The following is a 20243-nucleotide window of genomic DNA, read 5'->3' on the forward strand; positions in this document are numbered from 1 at the left end:
TAACTTAGCTCGGGAGGAAACATGTTTCCGAAAACGGGCAAGAAGTTTCCAAAGGATGGAAATGCGTCGCCAACTTATGCGAAGTTGGTCGCCGATGTCCTCAAGTCAGAGCTGGGCAACAGCCATCAAGCTCACAAGACCCTGATGCGGTGGACGGGGGCTAATGAAAGGACAGCCAAGAATTGGCTTTCGGGCACTAACGGCCCGAGCGGCGAGCATCTATTGCAGCTCATGAGAAATTCGGATCGATTCTTTGAATTCGTCTTGAGACTATCGCATCGGCCGGCGCTGCCATCCAACCGAAGGCTTGAGGAGGTAAGGAACAGCTTACAAGTGACAGCTGATTTACTCTCGGAAGTTATTGAGATCCAGGACAGATAGGTCCTCTGAACTCGGTGCTGAAGTTCGCGAATAATGTGCGCGCAGAGAAGCGATTTGCCATCGCGAGGCACATCGTCGCCGAGGCCCTACAGAAGAATCTGGCCTCTCTTGCACAGCACACCTGGCAGCCTCGTCCGCGGCCTGTGGGGCATCGAGCATGCGTGGGGAGGTGAACGTAATCATTCAGCGTAGGGCGTGTTCCTCGGCAAGCGCCGGTTGAGGTCCGGAGCGCCGTCATTCGCCAAACCGGACCGCGTTCGCCCAATCCCCGCTTAGCCTTATCTACGGCTCGATGCGCGGCGGCTTCCGAGCATCAGGAATTGCCTTTGCGTCTCGTGCAGCCGGGCGGCCATCAGTGTCCGCACCTGCTCCGATCTCTCATGTTCGTCGAGGTTCGGGTTTGCCCATGCACCAAACACTTCCTCATCGCTGAAGTTCGCGCGCAGATCACATGACATGCGACTTTCCCACCCTGAGGTATCTTCCCGGCGGTAGTTGATGAAGATGCCCGTCATCGCGCGACCTCAGGTCGCAGACCACGTCGAAGTATTGGTAGAACAAGCCGCGTTCTGCGAGATCGCCATAGTGCTCGCTCAAAGCCAGATGGCAACAATGTTGTTTACTGCCGGATGCGGACGAGTCGTCTAATAGACTCGCAAGCAGTATTTTGTCGAGTAAACGGAGGTCTTTCTCTGTTAGTGTGGCCTCTTCGAAAGCGCTAGCTGCAGCGCGGCATGGGTGGCATCGCCGGCCCATCCATCGGCTATCAGGTTGTTGGCCTTTTGGAATTGCAGCACGGCGTCTTTAGTCACGGGCCCGTACTCACCATCGATTTCAAGTGTCGGATTGGCACCGAGGACATTCAGCGCGGTCTGAAGCCATTTTATCCTGATCGGGTCAAACATCGTCGACGCAGCTGCGGCCGGCGCAAATCTCTCATCAATGCCTGGAAACTTTTGCTTACCTATTTCCTTTAGCAGGGGCAGGAGATCACCCGCGTTTTCCTCCACCGCCTTGACGACTGGTGTTCCTATCCTAATAGCTTCCTGAATTTGTGGCGCGACGTTGATTGCTCGGAAGATAATGGGCAATAACTGAATGAGCAGCGTTTCCATAGGAATTCTCCCTCAACAACTGTGTCTGAATTGTATCGCGGCCCTCTCACGTGCAGTTTCGATCCTACAACCACCTCACGCCTGATTTTCGGGTCCAACAGCAGTGTGCTTCAAGGCCGATTTGAAAATCAGTTGATACGGCCAGCGGCGGCAAAGTGATCGCTCATTCCGATTCAGCGCCACGCCGCCTGGACGTGCATCCAGTCGTAATCTCTCTTGCGTCCGAGGCTATACCAGCCCTCGCGCTCCCAAATGGCCCACCAGTCGTTGTATTCCGGACGCGCTAGACTGGCCCTGTCCTTGTGCCATTTCAGGGCGTTGCGATCGGGATCCCAGTCGATCGCGATGCCCCAGGCATGGGTCGACCACTGATCACCCCCGCGCATCTTGCGGTTGTTGTAGCATCCGCCGAAAAGATCGAGGCGCAGGCGCTTCAGCTCTGCTTCGCCATAATGCTTATGAATCGCCTCGAGCACGACACCCAGGCTGTCCGCTACCTTCTTGTGGCACCTGATCGCCTTGACGGGAGCATACGGCTCCCACGCAAGCTGTAGCGGCCAAGGGCATCGTACGGGGACGAGCGCCCACTCATCTCCATGTGCCCCATAAAAGGCGGTCAGGGCGGCCTGGCTTTCTTTCGGCCAACCTCGCGGATTCGCGTCACTAGGAGCGCTGGCGTTATTATCTTCTTCGTCACGCCAGTTGGCAGGGTGTCGCCCGTGATCACGGAGATGTACCAGACCATCAAATGCGTTGTCCGTCAGTTGCCCCCAATAGCCATCGATGTCTCCGGGGCTCGTCCCCTTGTCTTTGCAGATGAGCTGGACTAGTGCGACAGCTTGGCGCTGGGCAGGCCACGTACGCAAATCCGGGGGGAGATTTGCAGCCCGCCGTTCGAGGAGTGCACCAACAGGGAAGGCACCCCAGTCGCGATCAATTCGCTCTCGTGCAATATGCGACAGGGCCATTGCCACGACGACCTTGTAGTCGCGCCCCAGGTCAAGATTGGCCGCGGAGATGACTGCTGGGGCTGGGGCCGGGACAGGCGGCCCCGGCGAGCCCACATCGGGGGAGAGCATGGGGGCTATTGGTTCAGCGATCGGCCTCGGTGGCTGGTCGGCGGCTTGACCCGTGCTGACGATGACTGGGGTATCCGCGCCTGGCACCCTGCCAAATGAGGCTGGCATGAACGTCGTGTCAGCATCTTCAAGTGCCGCCGGCTCGACCGAAAACGAGCCCAGGCCCCAATCCGCCATGTTGAACCGGTCGCCATGCACGGTGCCTTCACCCTCGCCGATCGCCGACCGTCGTTTCAGAACGTCCGCCTGCCAAAGGGGCTTTGCCGCCTGCGCGATGATCAGCGCCCATCTGCGGCGTCGCGGTAGTCCCTTAAGACCTGGTTCGGCGCGCATGAGGGCGTCCAAAGCGCTTGCCAGCCCTGGTCGCCGTCCGGCGCCCCCCATCTGGACGGCGGTGTCGTAAAGCATTGCTACGTCAAGCGCTTCGGCCGCTCGCCAGCGCTTCGCGTCTTCAACGCAGATTTTCCAGTACCGATCGCGCGCATTCTCGAGCTGGAGCTTTTGAACCTCGGGAAATGATCCGAGCCGCGCGAAAGCTTCTTTCCATTCGGCCTGAAGTCCGTATCGGTTGGCACCCGTCGAGATCGAGTTGGCCCAACTCTCCTTCTCGGCGGGCGAGGCCGTTAGGATCTGCCGCAGGATCTGCTCTTTGCCGCCAAAGGCCCGCGCGAGCGTACCTGGATACTCACGCTCCACCAGGCGCAGAAATGCGGGTAGATCACTCTTTAGAGTCATGCCGATGAGGCCAAACGTCACGCCGGCCCCGTCGAAGTTTCCAACGGCGCCCTCGAAGCCTGTCCCCTCAAAAGCGGCAGTCAAATGGAGACAGCGATCAAACAAAGATGGCGCAGGAAGGCCCGTGATGTCCTCCCAGTCCGATTCACGGCATTGACCGTCAGAAGTCGATCCGCGGACCGCTTGAAATCTTTTAATCGCACTCTCGGTCCCGGGGCCGTACTCGCCATCGACCTTGAGCGCATAGAAGTTTGCTTGCGCCAAAGCGGACTGCAAGATCTTGATCAAAAGACTTGTGGGGGACCTGAACCCTGTGGCGCTTCTGCGGAATAGGATCGAAGTAGGATCTGATGGCTGATTAAATGATTCGGAAGGCATGGCACTCGCCTCCGCTGTGTTGCGTGATAAAATTACAGGACGTGACGGGTCAAAAATTAAGAACCCGCCTATTTTTCCGCAGGTTCAACAGAAATCGATATACTCGCAAGGGTTGCTCAGTCCCCCCTATTTGTCAAGAGGCCCCACGGTCAGCCGGCGTCAACCACATGCCATTGTCAGCTAAGGCGTCGACTGTCATCATGGCACTCAATGTCTCAATCGGTCGCGTGAGCCTATCTTGGAAATACTGGCTCTTTTGCGCATCTCCGCTGTCTCTGTCGGCATAGCCCTGACCGAGTCAGCCTTCTGTCCCTACGCGCACGGCAGCGATACACCGTTGACGGACTGCAAGGCCGTCGGCAATGACGGAAGCTTTGCTCTCGATATTGAAGCCCATATTGTTCGAAGAGGAGAAGATGGAAGAGGCGTGCCGTACGATGTTATCAGCCGTCAACGACTTCGCGAACTTTCTGGCTACTGCGTCACACACGGACGCCGCTACCGCTATCGTACGGAAATTTATGGGCTCACTGTGGAATTCGACGACGCGGGAGCACGGCGTCGGCTTCGCTTTCGATGCGAGGCCGCTGAGGATGCCGCGCCCGCAGCTGTGACCTGCGACAGGGAGGTCCGCACCATCGATTGGCGAGCTCCATCGAACGTGTTCGACCGGTACCGTTAGACATTCCTGCCACACACGAATAGCGCATTGCGATCCGCCTGCTTACGAACAGGGCAAAAATGCTTATCCGCTGATTGTACGGGAAGCGGCGCATCGCGGAGCAACGTTCTTTCAAGAAATGCTCAAAAGCAGTCACTCAGCACGAAGCTGGAGTTGAAGATGTGAAGGAAAGGAGTCTGATTGGGGAACAATCAGTGTTCATGAATGTCGCCGCAACCGATCCGGGGCGAGATTTCCGCAAAGCCATCGATGAGCACGTCTCTTCTTCCGGAATCCTGCCTGTGGTGATCGGCAGGAATTGGTCCGATGCTGGCGATCAAACGGGACATCGGTGGATCCATGATCCGCTCGACTTCGTTCTCCTGGAAACGGGGACCTTCTCTGAAGCGTGATATCTCTGTTGTGCCGATCCCGCTCCAAGGAGCTTCGATGCCGTGCATGGATCAGCTTTGCGCAGAGCTCGCGGATCTTGCTTTTCGTAATGAGCTCTCAGGATCTGCAGTGGCATGTTGCGACTTTTCTGCTGCCAGGCGCGGGCGAGGTTGCCTCGGCGATTATGCCGGACTGCAACCCCGGTTTGTGTCGACTGCTTGTGGAAATCGCGGTCGCCTACTCTGGACCTAAGCAAACTTAGGCCATCGGTGTGCGGAGCGATACATCGGACCAAATACGGCACTCGGGGCTGTTAAGGCCCAAAACATTGGTGCAGCTGGCCAAAGGTGGTTGCTACCCGCCCAAGAGCTGGCATGTCGGTCTGAGCGCTCTTTAAGAGGTGCCATAATACGGCTAGCGGCTCGTTCCCGACGAACGTCTCGGACTGGAGAAGGCGTGCAGCTTTGGTCGTGACTGAGCAGGCGCAATGGAGCAATTTTCTTTCTAGTTTCTCTCCCTCCGCCATGTCCTGCTGATTCAAATTATGCTTTTTGATTTTTGACCCCGGATTAGCCTCCACGGCGTGCGCTATCTCCTTTGTTACTTACCCTGACGCCATGAGATACAGCGCAGGTCAATTGGTACAGGTCGGTCTGATGCGCGTCGCAAAATAGGATGTCAGGGCGAGCAAATGGACTCTCTGAGAGTCGCGCGGTAACGGACTAGAGCCTTTACCGCCTCGCTGGTAACAGCAAAATTGGCATCAGAGGACCTAAGAGGTGGTCCGGCAAAGTGCTTACTCTGAGCACCGCAAGACAGGCCGTTTGCAATGAACGCAACAGAGCAGACGGTTCGCGCGGGCTCAAAAGGAGATTGGCATGAGCAATGGAGCTGTACGCCAGCTGGACGAGAAAACGACTCTCGAACGGCAAATCGAAATAGGTAACCGGAACTACAATCCAGCCAAATGGGTACCGTTTGAATGGGACGATCCGAAGTTTGGTCCGCAAATCAAGGGCGAAGTCGCTGTCATTCGTAGTAATGGCACCAGCGGCTTCCTTCAAGCGGGCCTCTGGAGGACAGGCATTGGCATCGCGGGATGCGAAGCGAACGGTTCATGTCACGTGGACTATTCAGCGCCGCTCGGCGACGAAACCATAGTGATCCTCGAAGGGGCGGTGACAATCACCATAGCCGCCACCGGGAAGAAGTACCGTCTTGAGGCCGGATCGATCATCAGTCACCCAAAAGGAGTGGTGTTGAGCTGGGATATTGATCCGCCATTTCTCAAGAAGTTCTGGGTGATCTGGGACAGCCCAAATCCGGCAACTCGCGAGACCGATATTTTCGTCGGCAACATCAGCGATAATCCCGATCTTTGGGCACCGTATCGATGGGTCGAGCCCGACCACGGTCCGCAGACTTGCGGTGAGTTGTTTGAGCTCCGATCAACGGGAAGCACCGGCACGCTCAAGTGCGGTCTCTGGCGCACAGGAGTCGGCATCCCCGGCTGCGAGGCGGACGGATCCTCGACAATTCCCTATACCGCTCCGCTCGGTGACGAGACAATGCTGCTGCTCGAGGGGCAAGCTCACCTGATCAATGAAGAGACCGGTGAGGAGTACCAATTCAAGGCCGGCGACATCATTGCTCTACCTTCAGGTCTGAAGGTCAAGTGGACATCGAAAGCACCGTATGTGAAGAAGTTCTGGATCATCACAAACGAAGCCGTCGCTTAGTGACCCCGTAACTTAACTTGAAGAAACCTAAGGCTTGGGGGTACGTCCCCAAGCCAGTCCTCAAATCGTTGGCTATTCGTGCTCACTCGACGCCCGCCTAAGGCCCTGGGACCAGGTACGAGTTTGGCCGTACCGATACACAGGTTGAGAACCAGTCACGAGTCGAATGGTGCAGTTGCGAGCAGGTTCGTCCGGTACCTCGCGTGCTGAATCAGCCCAATAGCGGTTTGGATCTGTTGCGGATTCAGGCACGGATAGCCCAAGAGTATTTTTCGTTCCCCGTCTAGACGAGGGTGAAGCTGATGCGTCGGGCTTTCGTTCAACGTGTAGACGCCAACACCGATCTGCTGGCACTTTGACTTTAAGTCCGATGCCGAACCGAAGTCCGATTCGATCGTCCAAACCAAGTGCATGCCACCTTCGAAGCCACCAAGCGATGTGGCTGGGAACGCACGCCCGATGCATTCCATCACAGTGTTCCTGCGCTCCAAATAGCACGTCCTCATCCGAGACAGGTGCTGTTCGAACGCGCCGGATGATATGAAATCGGCCGTAACGGACTGCTCCAACCATGGATGACCGTTGTTCATCACTGACTTGAGGCAGCGAGCGGCTTTCGCCAGATCGTGCGGAAAGACCGCGTATCCGAGACGCAAGCCCGGCCCGATCGACTTGGAGAACGTCCCCAAATACACCACGCACTCGGGCGCCAGCGCTTGTAAGGCTATCAGCGGGGTCGAATTATGTCGGAAGTCGCTGTCATAGTCGTCTTCCACGAGTAGCGTACCGGTATGGCGAGCCCATTCGACCAAATTTAGTCGGCGCTCTCGCGACATGGTGACACCGAGTGGAAACTGGTGGGAAGGCGTCACGTATCCGACGCAACCGCCGTCCTTCGGCAGCATGTCGGTGTCCAAGCCATCGTCTCCGATTGGCACCGGCACCAACTGAGCACCAAGGCTCGAGAACGCCTGTGCAGCGCCACGATAGCAAGGATCCTCCACGACAACCTGCTTGTCACGGATTTCCATCAGCCGCGCCACCAAGTTCAGGCCTTCTTGGGCTCCTGCCGTGACAACGACCTGCTCTGGTTTACATAAGATGCCACGAGCGGTACGCAGATGATTTGCGATCGCCTCGCGAAGCAGTGGGTGACCGGCAGGATCCGTGTAGTCGCTTATCAGCCTAGTGAAAGTATCTAGGTGTTCGACCGTAAGTCGTCGCCATAAATTTCTTGGGAACAGACCCGGATCCGGGCGACCAATGCGGAAGTCATATCGCAGCCTGTCTCTCGGTTCTTGGTAGAGATGCATCCCATCAACCGCCCGCTTGAACCGGGCGAACGATAGCCGGGCTACTTCCGCGTCGGGATAGCCATCCCTTATACGAATGTATTCGCTCGGCAGCGGATCGCAGACGAAGGTGCCAAGGCCCGGCCTTGTCACAATAAGACCATCTGTGATCATGCGCTCGTAGGACAACACCACTGTCCGTCTGGAAATATTCAGGTCCGTCGCCATCTCCCGCGTGGAGGGCAGTCGAGCGCCCGGTTTCAATATTCCACGGGATATCAGCTCTCGAACTTGGTCGACGAGCTGGCGTTGGAGGCCGGCTTTCCCTTCCGAACCTATGTTGATCGGCAATTGCATGATACCAACTCGAAGCAATGCGCGTGCCAATAGTGTACCGGAAAAGAGGCTCCTAGCCGAGGTCATCCGGGTGGACTCATGGTCATTTTGCGATGCGGACCCATTCTCCTCAGGTCCTCCCAGCTTGCGATCCGTGGCTTCGTTCGCCTAACGCCACACTTGGATCAGCAAGTCGCTGCCCAATAGTTCTGCGGCATCGGTCATGAGCGACCTGGACTAAGGGAAAAATCATTTCCTGGCGCCAGTCAGAGTTCTGAATCGTTCTAGTCTTCACGCCGCCAGCGCAGTGGGCGCACCGGAAATGAGGACGAGTTATGGCGGTATATCAAAGCATGCAACGAGTACGGTTCTCGAGCGAGGACGGCTACAAGAAGTTTCAAGTCGTGTTTGCGAACGTGCGTCATCAGTTGAAAAAGCTCCCCGGCTTCCTCCATTTGACTTGGTGGGTGCATCCCGACGATCCGCACTGGTACAACGAAGTTAGCTTCTGGACGAGCTTCGAAGCTCTGAAGGATTGGCACATGGACACCTACCACAAGCACGCGAAGGAATGGGCGGTCCGCACCGGCGCCATCATGGAGGACATCATTGTCAACTTCGAGTACAAGAATGCGCGCCTCATTCGGGTGTGTCCGGCTTGTGCCTTCATTTCGGACAAGGCATTCGACGTCTCCATGGAACAAGCGGCGCTGGCCGAGCCCTGTCCCAAGTGCGGCTTCATTTTCCCCGTGATGGCTGAGACCGCGAATAGCACGGCGGTCTTCAAGGACGTTTCCTCAATACCGACAGCAATCGCCGCGGAATGAGAGGTGCTCGCTCCGGGATGCCGAGCGTCGATATGAGCCCGACTGCCGCACGGAAGCAGAAAGAAGACTCCTCGCGAGCGCGGAAGCTCTACCCTTCAGGGCCAGGGCTATTGCAAATGGTTCTTATACAGGTGCGAAGGCGCTCGGCGTCATGGTTCGAGACGCGCCGCAGGCGGCGCTTCTCACCATGAGGGTCCAAGATTTTGCCGCGAAACAAGACCTCATCCTGAGGTGCCAGCCAAAGGCTGGCGTCTCCAAGGATGGGCCGCAAAGACACCGCCTGCAGGTTCTTTTCAAATGCGATAGCTCTGCCTTCAGGGCCGAGCGTGGTCACCAGGTGTGCCTCGATGCTGTGGAATAGCCGAAAGAAACTGCCCGTTACCGTCTTGTCTGGATTTCTTGGCGCCGGAAAAACCACCCTGTTGAACGAGTTGCTTCTTAACCGGACTGGTCGGCGCGTCGCTGTGATCGTTAACGACATGTCGGACGTCAACATCGACAAGGCTCTGATAGAGTCGGGTGGATCTCAGTTATCCCGCACCGAAGAATCTTTGATAGAGCTTAGCAACGGCTGTATCTGTTGCACGCTCCGGGGAGATCTCATCGACGAGGTGAGAAAGCTCTGCAACGAACGACGCTTCGACAACCTGATCATCGAGGCTACGGGAATTTCGGAGCCAATGCCCATTGCGGCGGCATTTTCCTACCGAGACGAGAAAGGCCGGAGCCTGGATGATATCGCCTATATCGACAACATGGTGACGGTGGTCGACACCGCGCGCATTGCCCAGGACTTTTGGTCGCGTGAGCTCCTGCAAGCAAGACAGAAGGAAGTGTCCCCTGACGATAAGCGAACCATTGTCGAGTTGCTGGTCGACCAGGTGGAGTTTGCCGACACCATCATTCTGAACAAGATATCCTCAGCGACGAACGAGCAGCGCAAATATGCATATTCGATCATTCGCGGACTGAACTCGGACGCGAGAATCTATGAAGCGGATTTCGGCCGTCTGGATTTGACGCGGATCATCGGGGTAAGTCGGTTCGCCCCGGAAAGAGCCGCCCTGCATCCCCTTTGGAAGAAGGAACTCGAAGGATTCAAGGATCATGTGCCGGAGACGTTGGAGTTCGGCATTTCGAGCTTCGTTTACCGCGCCCGGCGTCCGTTCGATCCTCAGCGCTTTTCCGATTTCCTGGACAGCGGCTGGGGCGGAGTGTTGCGCGCGAAGGGATTTTTCTGGTTGGCCAGCCGACCTCGGTGGGTTGGAGAACTGAGCCATTGCGGTGCTCTCGTGCGAACCAGCGGGAGGAGCTGGTGGTGGTGTGCGGTCGATCAAAAGTTGTGGCCTAGGGATCCTGCCTGGCGCAGCCAACTCGCGGCCTCGTGGGACCCAAGGTACGGCGATCGCAAGCAGGAACTCGTATTCATTGGCGTGGGGCTCGATGTTGAGGATTTGCAAAGACGGTTGGATTTTTGCCTCACCGAATCGTGGCCGTTGGAAAATCCCGCAGAACTCGCTGACGAAAGGGATTGCTTTCCGGTGTGGCGGGCGAAGGCTGACTCAGAAGAATCCCACTTCGTGGCCGTATGACGTTGCCGAAATCTTGCACAATAGTGTGCAGTGTTTTGTGCACGTGCGGCAACGAACTATGCAAGTCTTTGTCGTCGGGTTGATACGATTAATGAAGGGGGCCGACATGGTGGCTTTCGACGTTGCTCGTCGTTGACGACCGCGCACGCCCGTCGCACGGGTATTGAACGAAGCGCCAAGCGAGGTATTCCGGATATTCTGAGCTGCCGGCTGGCTGATCCAGGATTCTTCTGACCGAACGGGAGCAGAGCCCGCACTGCGTCCAGGATATCATGATCACTGATGACGTTGCACTTCAGCGATTCGTGCTCATTCAGGAAGGATCACACGGGGGTCGACAAGGCATGCAATTCGCGGTTCAAATCGAAGAAGTTGGATGCACCAGCTGTGCTGTACAAGAGGAAGCCGTAGAACTCAATTGCATATCCGAGATAGCCGGAGATGATGACGCGCCTCACCGTCGCCAGCGAACTCGTGCGCCACATAGAGCGCGTGGTCGCATCGTTCGTCTTTGAACGGCAGGAAGACGTTGAAGATGGTCTCGCTCATGAGTCCCCCGATCCGGCTACTCAAGCGGATCTAGATTGCAATGGGTTCCAAATCCAGCGGTGCTAGTGCTGCCCCGCGGCGTCGTTACTCCGCTTTTTCGCTCGCAGGCTAATTGCCGCTCTTAGCTCGGGCGTAGTCCGGCGGCGATTGGCGGTAATTTTAGTGTTGGCGTAGTGGAAATGGCAAAAGTGGCGTACCCGACACGATTCGAACGTGTGGCCTTCGCCTTCGGAGGGCAAACGCCCACGCCCCAGGCTGAGCGGTGCGACGGCAATTTGCCTTTCGCTAGTCGCTTGGTGGCACTGTTGTCGATGACCGTCCATTGGACGGGATAGGCTTTTGTCGAAGGCGAAATTCCATTCCGGCGGTAGCTCAAACGGTGGGTTTGGTCTGGGAAGGTCGAAAATACTTGATCTTTCAATGAGGATTGACTGACACTCTCTCCGCCATAGGCGCGATTTGACCGCTTCGTTCGCCGGCTTACGATTTCGACGATTCGTACGACCGATGGAGTCGGTCCGCCGCGCCAGCTGACTGTCCCCAGGAAGCTCGCCGTCAAGCTCACGTGGCAAGTCCACCATGACGTCGTGACCCCATGGTGCAAGCGAAGTTCTTATTCCGCTGCCACGCGCGCCTGGGACCGACATCGCTGGGCATGACGTTTCGCACGACGAGGACAAGATCGGCCTTTCCGGGTTAGGCGCTTGCGTGAATGGGTGCAGATAGAGGTCCGGGCGATCATCCGCGATTCAAGTTTGTCTATCTCCGGCATCCGCGGCGAAGCGTGCAAAGGGCGGATGAGTGACTGGCGATCAGCAACAGTACATTTGCACCTTTGATGAAGGTGCGATCGTAAGGCGGCACTGTCTTGCGAAGCGGCGACGCTGCCAATGGCGTCTTTGCCGCGACCGGCTGCAATCTCCGCATCACAAACACCTTCCGCGGGAAATGCCCCGGCCCGGATTCTTCTGTATATAGCTGGGCCAATCGATTGATTCTCGATCTGCGCCGGCGCGGTAACTTGATCCGCATTGGCAATGCTGCAGCTGCCGCAACGCGCCAAGGGGGCATCAAAGAGACATTCATGAGCGCCATGCCGGTGGGCTGCTGGCCAACTCCGTGGCCGCCGGCGCCGGTGAGATGATGTTGCGATCGTGCGAGGTGCGGCCCAAACGATGGCTGCGCTGATCAGCGCTCATGCCCGTGAGCCCCGACGCAGGCGATGTCCGCGCGTTTTCGGAACGACGGCGGGCGGTGCGCCGGATGCAGAGTGCAGCACCGGGGCGATGGATATGCAGACGAGACAGACCGCGGCCGACATGGATGGTCCGCGTGGCGGGGGATGGCAGAGATGGAGATGTTGGTACTAACGGGGCGTGGTTTTGCCGGCCGGCCGGCTCGCTTGGCGGTTTTGGCGGGCCTGGTTTGCGCCATGCCGGCCCTGTCCGGCTGTAACGAGAAAAACCGGTATGCCGCGCCGCCGTCGGCAAAGGTGGCGGTGGCAAGCCCGATCCAGCGGCCGGTCACCCTCTACGCCGAGTTCACCGGCAACACCGCGCCGCTCGCCGCAGTCGATGTGGAGGCCCGCGTTCAGGGCTTCCTGACGGCGATCGGCTATCGCGATGGCGAAGCGGTCAGGAAGGACCGCGTGCTGTTCGAGATCGAGAGGGATCAGTACCAGGCGCAATTCGATCTGCAGCAGGCGCAGGTGGAGAGCGCAAAAGCCAAGCAGGTGAATAGCAAGCGGGAGTACGACCGGCAGGTCACGCTGGGTCAGAAGGACGTTTCCACCCAGCGTGCGGTCGACGAGGCGACGATGAACTACGAGATGGCGAACGCCCAGCTCGCCGCCAACGAAGCCAGTCTCAGGCTCGCGCAGACATCACTCGGCTACACCACGGTGCGCGCGCCCTTCGACGGCGTGGTCACTCGGCACCTTGCCGAGGTCGGTTCGCTGGTCGGCCAGTCCGGTCCGACCAAGCTCGCTACGGTCCTTCAGGTCAATCCGATCCACGTCTATTTCAACATTTCCGAGCAGCAGCAGATCGACATGCGTGACGCCCTTGCCAAGCAGGGCAAGACGCTCAGGGACCTGCGCGAGAAGGCCGAGGAGCGATCGGTCGAGGTGGCTCTCGCCGCGGATGCCGCATTTCAGTACAAAGGCAAAATCGATTACATCGCCCCGCAGCTCGACCCCAATACCGGTACGCTGCAATTGCGAGGGGTGTTCGAGAACAAAGATATCGCGCTGGTGCCCGGCCTGTTCGTGCGTGTCCGTGTTCCGGTCGGCAAGATCGAGAACGCGCTGCTCGTCAATGACACCGCTGTGATGTCGAACCAGGCCGGCAGCTATGTGATGGTGGTCGGCGAGGACAAGGTGGTTGCCCAGCGTCAGGTGACGACCGGTCCGGTGGAAGGCCAGCTTCGCGTCATCACCGGCGGGCTCAAGGCCGACGACAAGGTCGTGATCGGATCGATCCAGCGCGCGGTCGCCGGCAACACGGTCGATCCCGTCGCGGGCACAATGGCCGCGGCCGGCCAAGGCTCGACGTCCGCGCCTGCCTCTCCGGTCCCGGCGGCGGGGTCGGGACGAAGCTCGCAATAGGTCACCGGCACACACAAGGCTCTCATGTTCTCGCGCTTCTTCATCGAACGGCCGGTGCTCTCGAACACGCTGGCGTTCCTCATCGTCCTGGTCGGCGCGCTGGCGTTGGCGAGCCTGCCGGTGTCGCAATATCCGAATGTGGTGCCGCCGACCGTATCGGTGACGGCGACCTATCCCGGCGCCAGCGCGCGCACCGTGATGGATACGGTCGCCCTTCCCGTCGAGCAGCAGGTCAATGGCGTCGACCACATGATCTACATGCAGTCGACCAGCGCGAGCGACGGCAGCTATAGTCTTGTCGTCACCTTCGACATCGGCACGGATCCGGACACGGCGCAGGTTCTGGTGCAGAACCGGGTCTCGCTGGCGAGCGCGCAACTGCCCAGCGCGGTCTCGACGCAGGGATTGAATGTCCAGAAGAAGCAGACCTCGATTCTTCAGTTCATCAATCTCTATTCTCCCGAGGGCCGCTACGACAACCTGTTCCTCGCCAACTACGCCACCATCCACCTCCAGAACGAGCTGGCGCGCGTGCCCGGCGTCGGCAACGTCACGGTGCTGGGGTCGGGAGCCTACGCCATGCGCATCTGGCTCGATCCCGGCCGCCTGCAGGCGTTCGGCCTGACCCCGAGCGATGTGACCTCGGCGATCCAGCAGCAAAGCAACGAGGTGACCGCTGGCCTCGTCGGCGCGCCGCCGACGCCGGACACCGTCAACTTCCAATACGTGCTCAATGTCACCGGCCGGTTTTCCGAGGCGGCGGAGTTCGAGAACATCGTGGTCAAGGTGGCGAGCGGCGAGGGCGGCAGGATTGTCCGCATCCGCGACATCGGCCGGATCGAGCTCGGCGCTGCGTCCTACGGCCAGACCGCGACGCTGAACGGCCGGCCGTCGGCGGCGATAGCGGTCTCGCAGCTGTCCGGCGCCAACGCCCTGACGGTTGCCGAGAGCGTCAAGAGCAAGATGGACGAGCTGTCGAAATCGTTCCCGTCCGGGCTCGCCTACAAGGTCTCGTTCGACAGCACCAAGTTCATCACCGCTTCGGTCCGCGAAGTCTACGAGACACTGGTGATCGCCGCCGGCCTTGTGCTGATCGTGATCCTCGCGTTCCTGCAGGATTGGCGGGCGATGCTGGTGCCGGCGACGACGGTGCCGGTGACCATCATCGGCGCGTTCGCCGCGATGTCGCTGCTCGGCTTCACCGTCAATACGACGAGCCTGTTCGCGCTGGTTCTTGCCATCGGCATCGTGGTGGACGACGCCATCGTGATCGTCGAGGGCGTGGCGCGTCATCTGGATGGCGGCATGTCCAGCCGCGAAGCTGCCGTGAAGGCGATGTCCGAGCTGTTCGGCCCCGTGATCGGCATCACCCTGGTGCTGATGGCGGTGTTCCTGCCGGCGGCGACCTTGTCCGGACTGACTGGAAAGATGTATCAGCAGTTCGCGCTCGTGATCGCCGCGACCGCAGTCATCTCCGCGATAAACGCCGTGACGCTGAAACCGACGCAATGCGCGTTGTGGCTGCGGCCATCGGTGCCGCCGCAGGAGCGCAACGTCGCCGCGCGCGCCTTCAACGCCGTCTACGGGCGCGCCGAGATGCTGTACACGGCGCTGATCAGCCGCATCGTCGCCCTGAGCGTTCCGGTTGCACTGCTCGGCATCGCCTTGATCGGCGTTGCGTTCTACAGCCTCTCGACGGTGCCGACCGGCTTCCTGCCGGACGAGGATCAGGGCTATTTCGTCGTCAGTCTCAAGCTGCCCGACGCGGCTTCCGCGCACCGGACGGAGACTGCCGTCGCGGAGGCGGCAAAGCTCGTGCAGGCGGTCCCCGGCGTCGAGGACGTGATTGCGGTGTCCGGCATCTCGCCGCTCGACAATAACGCGACGCTGTATAACGCCGGCATGCTCTACGTGGTGCTCAAGCCCTGGGACGACCGGAAGACGGCCGATCTTGGCATCGGCAGCATTGCGGCCAATGCCCGGGCCGCTCTCGACGGCATGGACAGCGCGACGGCGCTGATCATGCTGCCGCCGCCGATCCAGGGCATCGGCAATGCCAGCGGGTTCACCATGATGGTGCAGATCAAGGACGGCAGCTCCGATTTCGTGGCGTTGCAGAACGCCGTCGACCAGCTCGCCGCCAATGCGTCGACGCAGACCGGGCTTGCCCATGTCGCGCCGAACTTCAAGGGGACGGTCAAGCAATTCCGTCTGGTGGTGGACCGCATCAAGGCCGAGGCCATCGGCATCACCGTCGGCCAGGTCTTCTCGGCGCTGGAGGCCTATATGGGGTCGACCTACGTCAACCAGTTCACCAAGTACAATTACGTGTTCAAGGTCTACGTCCAGGCGGATGCCGCGTTCCGGCTCCAGCCCGACGACATCCTCAAGCTGAAGGTCAAGGGTGCCGATGGCCGGATGGTGCCGTTGGGCACGGTCGCCGCCATCAAGGATGAGGTCGGCCCGCCGCTGATCACGCTGTACAATCTCTATCCCGCGGCGACCGTCACCGGCAGTCCGGCTGGCGGCTTCAGTTCCGGAGAGGCGATGTCGCTGATGAGCGAGGTCGCGGCCAAGTCGCTGCCGCCCGGCATGGGGACCGCCTGGACCGGCATGTCCTATCAGGAGCAGATCGTCGGCAACCAGATCTATCGCGTCTTCCTCATTGCATTGGTGCTCGTCTATTTCATCCTCGCCGGTCAATACGAGAGCTGGCTGCAGCCGCTCGCGGTGATCCTCGCCGTGCCGCTCGCGCTGCTCGGCACGGTCATCGCGCTCGATGCGACGGGCATGCCGAACAACCTCTACACCCAGATCGGCATCGTCCTGCTGATCGCGCTCGCTGCCAAGAACGCGATCCTGGTGGTCGAATATGCGCGCGAGAAGCGGGCCGAGGGCATGGAGGTCGCTGAGGCGGCGATCGAAGCGGCACGGCTGCGCCTGCGCCCGATCCTGATGACCTCGTGCGCCTTCATACTCGGCATGCTCCCGCTGGTGTTCGCCAGCGGAGCCGGCGCCGGCGCCCGTGTTTCGATCGGGCTGGCGGTCGTGAGCGGCATGTTGGCTTCGACCTTCCTCGCCGTGCTCTTCGTGCCGCCATTCTTCGTGGTGCTCGAACGGCTGAGCGTCGCATGGGCAGCGCGGACGAAGCGGGTGACCACGGCTTCGTGATTTCGGCCGCACCTCAGCAGCGCCGGAGCTGAAACGTTCGGCTCATTTCAGAGCAGTCGATTGACGCTCCCTTCGCCAGCCTCATCACACCAATCTCCACCTTCCATCACCCGCCCGCTTCAACGCCGGATCGCTCACCCGCACGTGCTCGGCCAGGAAATCGATGAACGCGCGCACGCGCGCGGGCAGTGGCGCGGTGTGGCCGACATAGACGGCGTGGATGTCTTCGCGGTCGCCGGGATTGTAGCCTTGCAGGACCGGGACGAGGCGGCCGGACTCGATGTCGGGGCCGATGTGGAAGAGGGCGAGCCGGGCAAGCCCGACGCCGCCCAGCGCAAGACGGCGGGCGGCTTCACCGTCGCTGGCGCGCGCGACCGGTGACGGCACGGCCTCCTCGGTGTGATCCCCGCGCCTGAACGGCCAACCGCGGATGCTGCGCGGAAAAGTCCAGCCGATGCCACGGTGATCGGCAAGGTCCGCCGGCGTTTTCGGCGTGCCGCAACGGGCGAGGTAGTCCGGCGCGCCGACCACGACCATGCGGCTGCTGCCGAGCTTTCGCGCGACGAGACGCGAGGCCCGCAGCGGGCCGACGCGGATGGCGACGTCGGCGCGCTCCTGCATCAGGTCAATCAGCGTGTCGGTCAGCACGAGATCGAGCGTGACGTCGGGATGCCGTTCCAGGAAGCGCGGGATCAACGGCACCAAATGCAGCATGCCGAAGGGAATGTTGCAATTGACCGTGAGGCGGCCGCGCGGCGCCGCGCCCGAGGCGGCCTCGCGCTCGGCCTCCTCCATTTCGGCGAGGATGCGCACCGCCCGCTCGTAGAAGGCCCGGCCCTCCTCGGTCAGCGTCAGCTTGCGCGTGGTGCGGTTGACGAGTCGCGCGCCGAGCCGCGCCTCCAGCCGCGACATCAGCTTGCTGACGCCCGACGGCGTCAGGCGCAGCTTTCGCGCGGCCTGGGTGAAGCCGCCGAGATCGACCACGCGGACGAAAACCTCCATCTCGGCGGAGCGGTTGGTGTCAAAACGGGCCATGTTGAATTCACGTCACAAATGATTGGATTGCCGACATTCTAATGGTGTTGCGGCCATGCCGCTATCTGCGGGGCTTCGTCTCATCCATCGGAGCCACGCATGCCTCCCGCCGTCCTCGCGCTCACCGCCGGTGCCTTCGGCATCGGCACCACCGAATTCATCATCATGGGCCTCTTGCTCCAGGTCGCCGCCGACATGCATGTTTCCGTGCCGGTCGCCGGCCTGCTGATATCGGGCTATGCGCTCGGCGTGTTCGTCGGTGCGCCGGTGCTGACGCTGGCGACGCGGCGGATGCCACGGAAAACAGTGCTGCTCGCGCTGATGGCGATCTTCACGCTGGGCAATGCGGCTTGCGCGCTGGCCCCGAATTACGAACTGCTGATGGCAGCTCGCGTGCTGACCTCGCTCGCCCACGGCACGTTCTTCGGTGTCGGCTCGGTCGTGGCCACCAGCCTCGTCGCCGAGGACAAGCGTGCCTCCGCGATCGCCACCATGTTCATCGGCCTGACGGTCGCCACGCTCCTGGGCGTGCCCTTCGGCGCGTGGTTCGGCCTGATGCTCGGCTGGCGCGCCGCGTTCTGGGCCGTGACGGTCATCGGCGTGATCGCGTTCGCGGTGGTCGCCGCGCTCGTGCCTGGCCATGTCGGCAGTGGCGACAAGCCGATCTCGCTCGCCGAAGAGGTCGCCGTGCTCGGTCGTCCGCAGGTGCTGCTCGGCCTCGCCATGACCGTGTTCGGCTTCGCCGGCCTGTTCGTCGTCTTCACCTATATCCAGCCGATCCTGACGCGCTTCACCGGTTTCTCGGAGGCTGCCGTCTCGCCGATCCTGCTGGTGTTCGGCGTCGGGCTCGCGATCGGCAACGTCGCCGGCGGCAAGCTTGCGGACCGCGGCCTGGCACGGGCCCTGACCGGCACGCTGGCCGCGCTTGCGATCGTGCTGCTCGGGCTGGCAGCCGTGCTATCGATCAAGATCCTTTCCATCGCGCTGATCCTGCTGCTCGGCATCGCCGCCTTCGCAACCGTCGCCCCGCTCCAGCTTCGCGTATTGGAGGCAGCCGGCCCCAGCGGCCGCACGCTCGCCTCCAGCCTCAACATCGCCGCGTTCAATCTCGGCAACGCGCTCGGCGCCTGGGCCGGCGGCGTCACCATCGACCGCGGGTTCGGGCTTCCCGCGTTGCCGCTGGTCGCGGCCGGCATCACAGCGATCGGCCTCGCGCTGGCGCTGTGGAGCCTTCGGCTCGATCGCGCGCCGGTCGCCGCCGCGGCGTGTCCGGCGGAATAGCGGAGGAAACCCATCATGGAATACCGCAATCTCGGCGCCTCCGGACTCAGGGTCCCCGTGCTCAGCTTCGGCACCGGCACCTTCGGCGGACAGGGCCCCCTGTTCTCGGCCTGGGGCCGCAGCGATGCGGACGAGGCGCGCAGGCTGATCGACATCTGCCTCGATGCCGGCGTCAACCTGTTCGACAGTGCTGACGTCTATTCGAACGGCGCGTCCGAGGAGATTCTCGGTGCTGCGATCAGGGGCCGGCGCGACAAGGTGCTGATCTCCACCAAGATGAGCCTGCCGATGGGCGAGGGGCCGCACGATGCGGGCTCGTCGCGGCAGCGGCTCCTGACCTCGGTCGATGCGGCGCTGCGCCGGCTTGGCACTGACCACATCGACCTGCTCCAGCTCCACGCTTTCGACGCCTTCACCCCGATCGAGGAGGTGCTGTCGACGCTCGACATGCTCGTGCGCGCGGGCAAGCTGCGCTATGTCGGCGTCTCCAATTTCGCCGGCTGGCAGTTGATGAAGTCGCTCGCCATTGCGGACCGGCATGGCTGGCCGCGCTATGTCGCGCATCAGGTCTACTACTCGCTGCTCGGCCGCGACTACGAGTGGGAGCTGATGCCGCTCGCGCGCGACTAGGGGGTGGGGGCGCTGGTCTGGAGTCCGCTCGGCTGGGGCCGCCTTACCGGAAAGATCCGGCGCGGCCAGCCGCTGCCGCCGAACAGCCGCCTGCACGCGACCGCACAGTTCGGTCCGCCGGTGCGCGACGAGACGCTCTACGCCGTCGTCGACGTGCTGGACGCGATCGCGATGGAGACCGGCCGCACCGTGCCCCAGGTCGCGATCGCCTGGCTGCTGAGCCGTCCCACCATCGCCTCCGTCATCATCGGCGCCCGCGACGAAGCGCAGCTGCGCGACAATCTCGGCGCAGTGCGATGGCCGCTGAGCGCGGATCAGATCAAGCGTCTCGACGAGGCCAGCGCGGTGATGCCGCCCTATCCCTACTATCCCTATCGCATCCAGCAGGGTTTTGCCCGGCTGAATCCGCCGCCGGTGTAGTCCAGGAGACGCAGGCAATTCGTC

At 60.8% G+C, this 20243-nt stretch carries 15 protein-coding genes, 1 tRNA gene and 1 pseudogene; 10 read left to right on the plus strand and 7 right to left on the minus strand.

Going from position 1 to position 20243, the window contains the following annotated elements; translation table 11 throughout:
• Positions 1-21: 21 nt before the first annotated feature.
• Positions 22-381, plus strand: a complete 360-nt coding sequence (locus AC1RQP_RS15860; RefSeq protein ID WP_492937640.1) for a hypothetical protein — start codon at positions 22-24, stop codon at positions 379-381.
• 278 nt (positions 382-659) lie between these two features.
• Here the strand turns inward: AC1RQP_RS15860 and AC1RQP_RS15865 are convergent, their stop codons facing one another.
• The 3 genes from AC1RQP_RS15865 to AC1RQP_RS15875 all read right to left on the minus strand — a co-directional run bounded on the left by AC1RQP_RS15865 (position 660) and on the right by AC1RQP_RS15875 (position 3598).
• Positions 660-896: a hypothetical protein gene (locus tag AC1RQP_RS15865; protein WP_492937641.1), complete on the minus strand. Its 237-nt coding sequence runs from the start codon at positions 894-896 to the stop codon at positions 660-662.
• A 180-nt stretch (positions 897-1076) separates the two neighbouring features.
• A complete protein-coding gene (locus AC1RQP_RS15870; RefSeq protein ID WP_492937643.1) occupies positions 1077-1496 on the minus strand; it encodes a peptidoglycan-binding domain-containing protein in 420 nt (139 codons plus the stop codon).
• A gap of 173 nt (positions 1497-1669) precedes the next feature.
• A complete protein-coding gene (locus tag AC1RQP_RS15875; RefSeq protein WP_492937644.1) occupies positions 1670-3598 on the minus strand; it encodes a peptidoglycan-binding protein in 1929 nt (642 codons plus the stop codon).
• Between the two features lie 328 nt (positions 3599-3926).
• Between AC1RQP_RS15875 and AC1RQP_RS15880 the strand changes: the two genes are divergently transcribed.
• The 3 genes from AC1RQP_RS15880 to AC1RQP_RS15890 all read left to right on the plus strand — a co-directional run bounded on the left by AC1RQP_RS15880 (position 3927) and on the right by AC1RQP_RS15890 (position 6481).
• Complete coding sequence (locus tag AC1RQP_RS15880) at positions 3927-4370, plus strand: hypothetical protein (RefSeq protein WP_492937646.1); 444 nt, start codon at positions 3927-3929, stop codon at positions 4368-4370.
• 194 nt (positions 4371-4564) lie between these two features.
• Positions 4565-4762 (plus strand): hypothetical protein, encoded by a 198-nt coding sequence (locus AC1RQP_RS15885; RefSeq protein ID WP_492937647.1) that lies wholly within the window; start codon positions 4565-4567, stop codon positions 4760-4762.
• 858 nt (positions 4763-5620) lie between these two features.
• Positions 5621-6481: a cupin domain-containing protein gene (locus AC1RQP_RS15890; protein WP_492937648.1), complete on the plus strand. Its 861-nt coding sequence runs from the start codon at positions 5621-5623 to the stop codon at positions 6479-6481.
• A gap of 155 nt (positions 6482-6636) precedes the next feature.
• Here the strand turns inward: AC1RQP_RS15890 and pdxR are convergent, their stop codons facing one another.
• Positions 6637-8130, minus strand: coding sequence for a MocR-like pyridoxine biosynthesis transcription factor PdxR (gene pdxR, locus AC1RQP_RS15895; RefSeq protein ID WP_492937649.1), 1494 nt, complete (start codon positions 8128-8130; stop codon positions 6637-6639).
• Between the two features lie 314 nt (positions 8131-8444).
• Here pdxR and AC1RQP_RS15900 point away from each other — a divergent pair, with 314 nt between their 5' ends.
• Positions 8445-8936 carry an antibiotic biosynthesis monooxygenase family protein gene (locus AC1RQP_RS15900; protein ID WP_239620108.1) on the plus strand — a complete coding sequence of 164 codons (492 nt, stop codon included), beginning with the start codon at positions 8445-8447 and terminating at the stop codon, positions 8934-8936.
• A 347-nt stretch (positions 8937-9283) separates the two neighbouring features.
• Complete coding sequence (locus AC1RQP_RS15905; RefSeq protein ID WP_239620110.1) at positions 9284-10528, plus strand: GTP-binding protein; 1245 nt, start codon at positions 9284-9286, stop codon at positions 10526-10528.
• A gap of 414 nt (positions 10529-10942) precedes the next feature.
• Here AC1RQP_RS15905 and AC1RQP_RS15910 read toward each other — a convergent pair whose 3' ends face one another.
• Together AC1RQP_RS15910 and AC1RQP_RS15915 are read right to left on the minus strand one after the other, a co-directional pair.
• The gene (locus AC1RQP_RS15910; protein ID WP_492937651.1) at positions 10943-11077 is read right to left on the minus strand and encodes a hypothetical protein; all 135 of its coding nucleotides are present in this window, start codon (positions 11075-11077) and stop codon (positions 10943-10945) included.
• A 189-nt stretch (positions 11078-11266) separates the two neighbouring features.
• Positions 11267-11339 (minus strand) — tRNA-Arg (locus AC1RQP_RS15915).
• 1170 nt (positions 11340-12509) lie between these two features.
• Between AC1RQP_RS15915 and AC1RQP_RS15920 the strand changes: the two genes are divergently transcribed.
• Entirely contained in the window at positions 12510-13682 is a 1173-nt protein-coding gene (locus AC1RQP_RS15920) for an efflux RND transporter periplasmic adaptor subunit (protein WP_492937652.1), read from the plus strand.
• Positions 13683-13706: 24 nt separating this feature from the next.
• Positions 13707-16853, plus strand: coding sequence for an efflux RND transporter permease subunit (locus AC1RQP_RS15925; RefSeq protein WP_492937653.1), 3147 nt, complete (start codon positions 13707-13709; stop codon positions 16851-16853).
• Positions 16854-16937: 84 nt separating this feature from the next.
• On the opposite strand, the gene AC1RQP_RS15930 is transcribed toward AC1RQP_RS15925, so the two are convergent.
• Entirely contained in the window at positions 16938-17888 is a 951-nt protein-coding gene (locus tag AC1RQP_RS15930) for a LysR family transcriptional regulator (RefSeq protein ID WP_492937654.1), read from the minus strand.
• A 99-nt stretch (positions 17889-17987) separates the two neighbouring features.
• Between AC1RQP_RS15930 and AC1RQP_RS15935 the strand changes: the two genes are divergently transcribed.
• Positions 17988-19169 carry an MFS transporter gene (locus AC1RQP_RS15935; RefSeq protein ID WP_239620115.1) on the plus strand — a complete coding sequence of 394 codons (1182 nt, stop codon included), beginning with the start codon at positions 17988-17990 and terminating at the stop codon, positions 19167-19169.
• Positions 19170-19184: 15 nt separating this feature from the next.
• Positions 19185-20219: pseudogene (locus AC1RQP_RS15940) on the plus strand (aldo/keto reductase).
• Positions 20220-20243: the final 24 nt, after the last annotated feature.

Source organism: Bradyrhizobium sp. GW821-FHT13H06 (assembly GCF_058803975.1).

What these genes read in the sequence shown, in the direction of transcription:
- AC1RQP_RS15860 (WP_492937640.1), top strand. Translation starts at nt 22, where the DNA reads ATGTTTCCGAAAACGGGCAAGAAGTTTCCAAAGGATGGAAATGCGTCG.
- AC1RQP_RS15865 (WP_492937641.1), bottom strand. Translation starts at nt 896, where the DNA reads ATGACGGGCATCTTCATCAACTACCGCCGGGAAGATACCTCAGGGTGG.
- AC1RQP_RS15870 (WP_492937643.1), bottom strand. Translation starts at nt 1,496, where the DNA reads ATGGAAACGCTGCTCATTCAGTTATTGCCCATTATCTTCCGAGCAATC.
- AC1RQP_RS15890 (WP_492937648.1), top strand. Translation starts at nt 5,621, where the DNA reads ATGAGCAATGGAGCTGTACGCCAGCTGGACGAGAAAACGACTCTCGAA.
- pdxR (WP_492937649.1), bottom strand. Translation starts at nt 8,130, where the DNA reads ATGCAATTGCCGATCAACATAGGTTCGGAAGGGAAAGCCGGCCTCCAA.
- AC1RQP_RS15900 (WP_239620108.1), top strand. Translation starts at nt 8,445, where the DNA reads ATGGCGGTATATCAAAGCATGCAACGAGTACGGTTCTCGAGCGAGGAC.
- AC1RQP_RS15905 (WP_239620110.1), top strand. Translation starts at nt 9,284, where the DNA reads ATGCTGTGGAATAGCCGAAAGAAACTGCCCGTTACCGTCTTGTCTGGA.
- AC1RQP_RS15910 (WP_492937651.1), bottom strand. Translation starts at nt 11,077, where the DNA reads ATGAGCGAGACCATCTTCAACGTCTTCCTGCCGTTCAAAGACGAACGA.
- AC1RQP_RS15920 (WP_492937652.1), top strand. Translation starts at nt 12,510, where the DNA reads ATGCCGGCCCTGTCCGGCTGTAACGAGAAAAACCGGTATGCCGCGCCG.
- AC1RQP_RS15925 (WP_492937653.1), top strand. Translation starts at nt 13,707, where the DNA reads ATGTTCTCGCGCTTCTTCATCGAACGGCCGGTGCTCTCGAACACGCTG.
- AC1RQP_RS15930 (WP_492937654.1), bottom strand. Translation starts at nt 17,888, where the DNA reads ATGGCCCGTTTTGACACCAACCGCTCCGCCGAGATGGAGGTTTTCGTC.
- AC1RQP_RS15935 (WP_239620115.1), top strand. Translation starts at nt 17,988, where the DNA reads ATGCCTCCCGCCGTCCTCGCGCTCACCGCCGGTGCCTTCGGCATCGGC.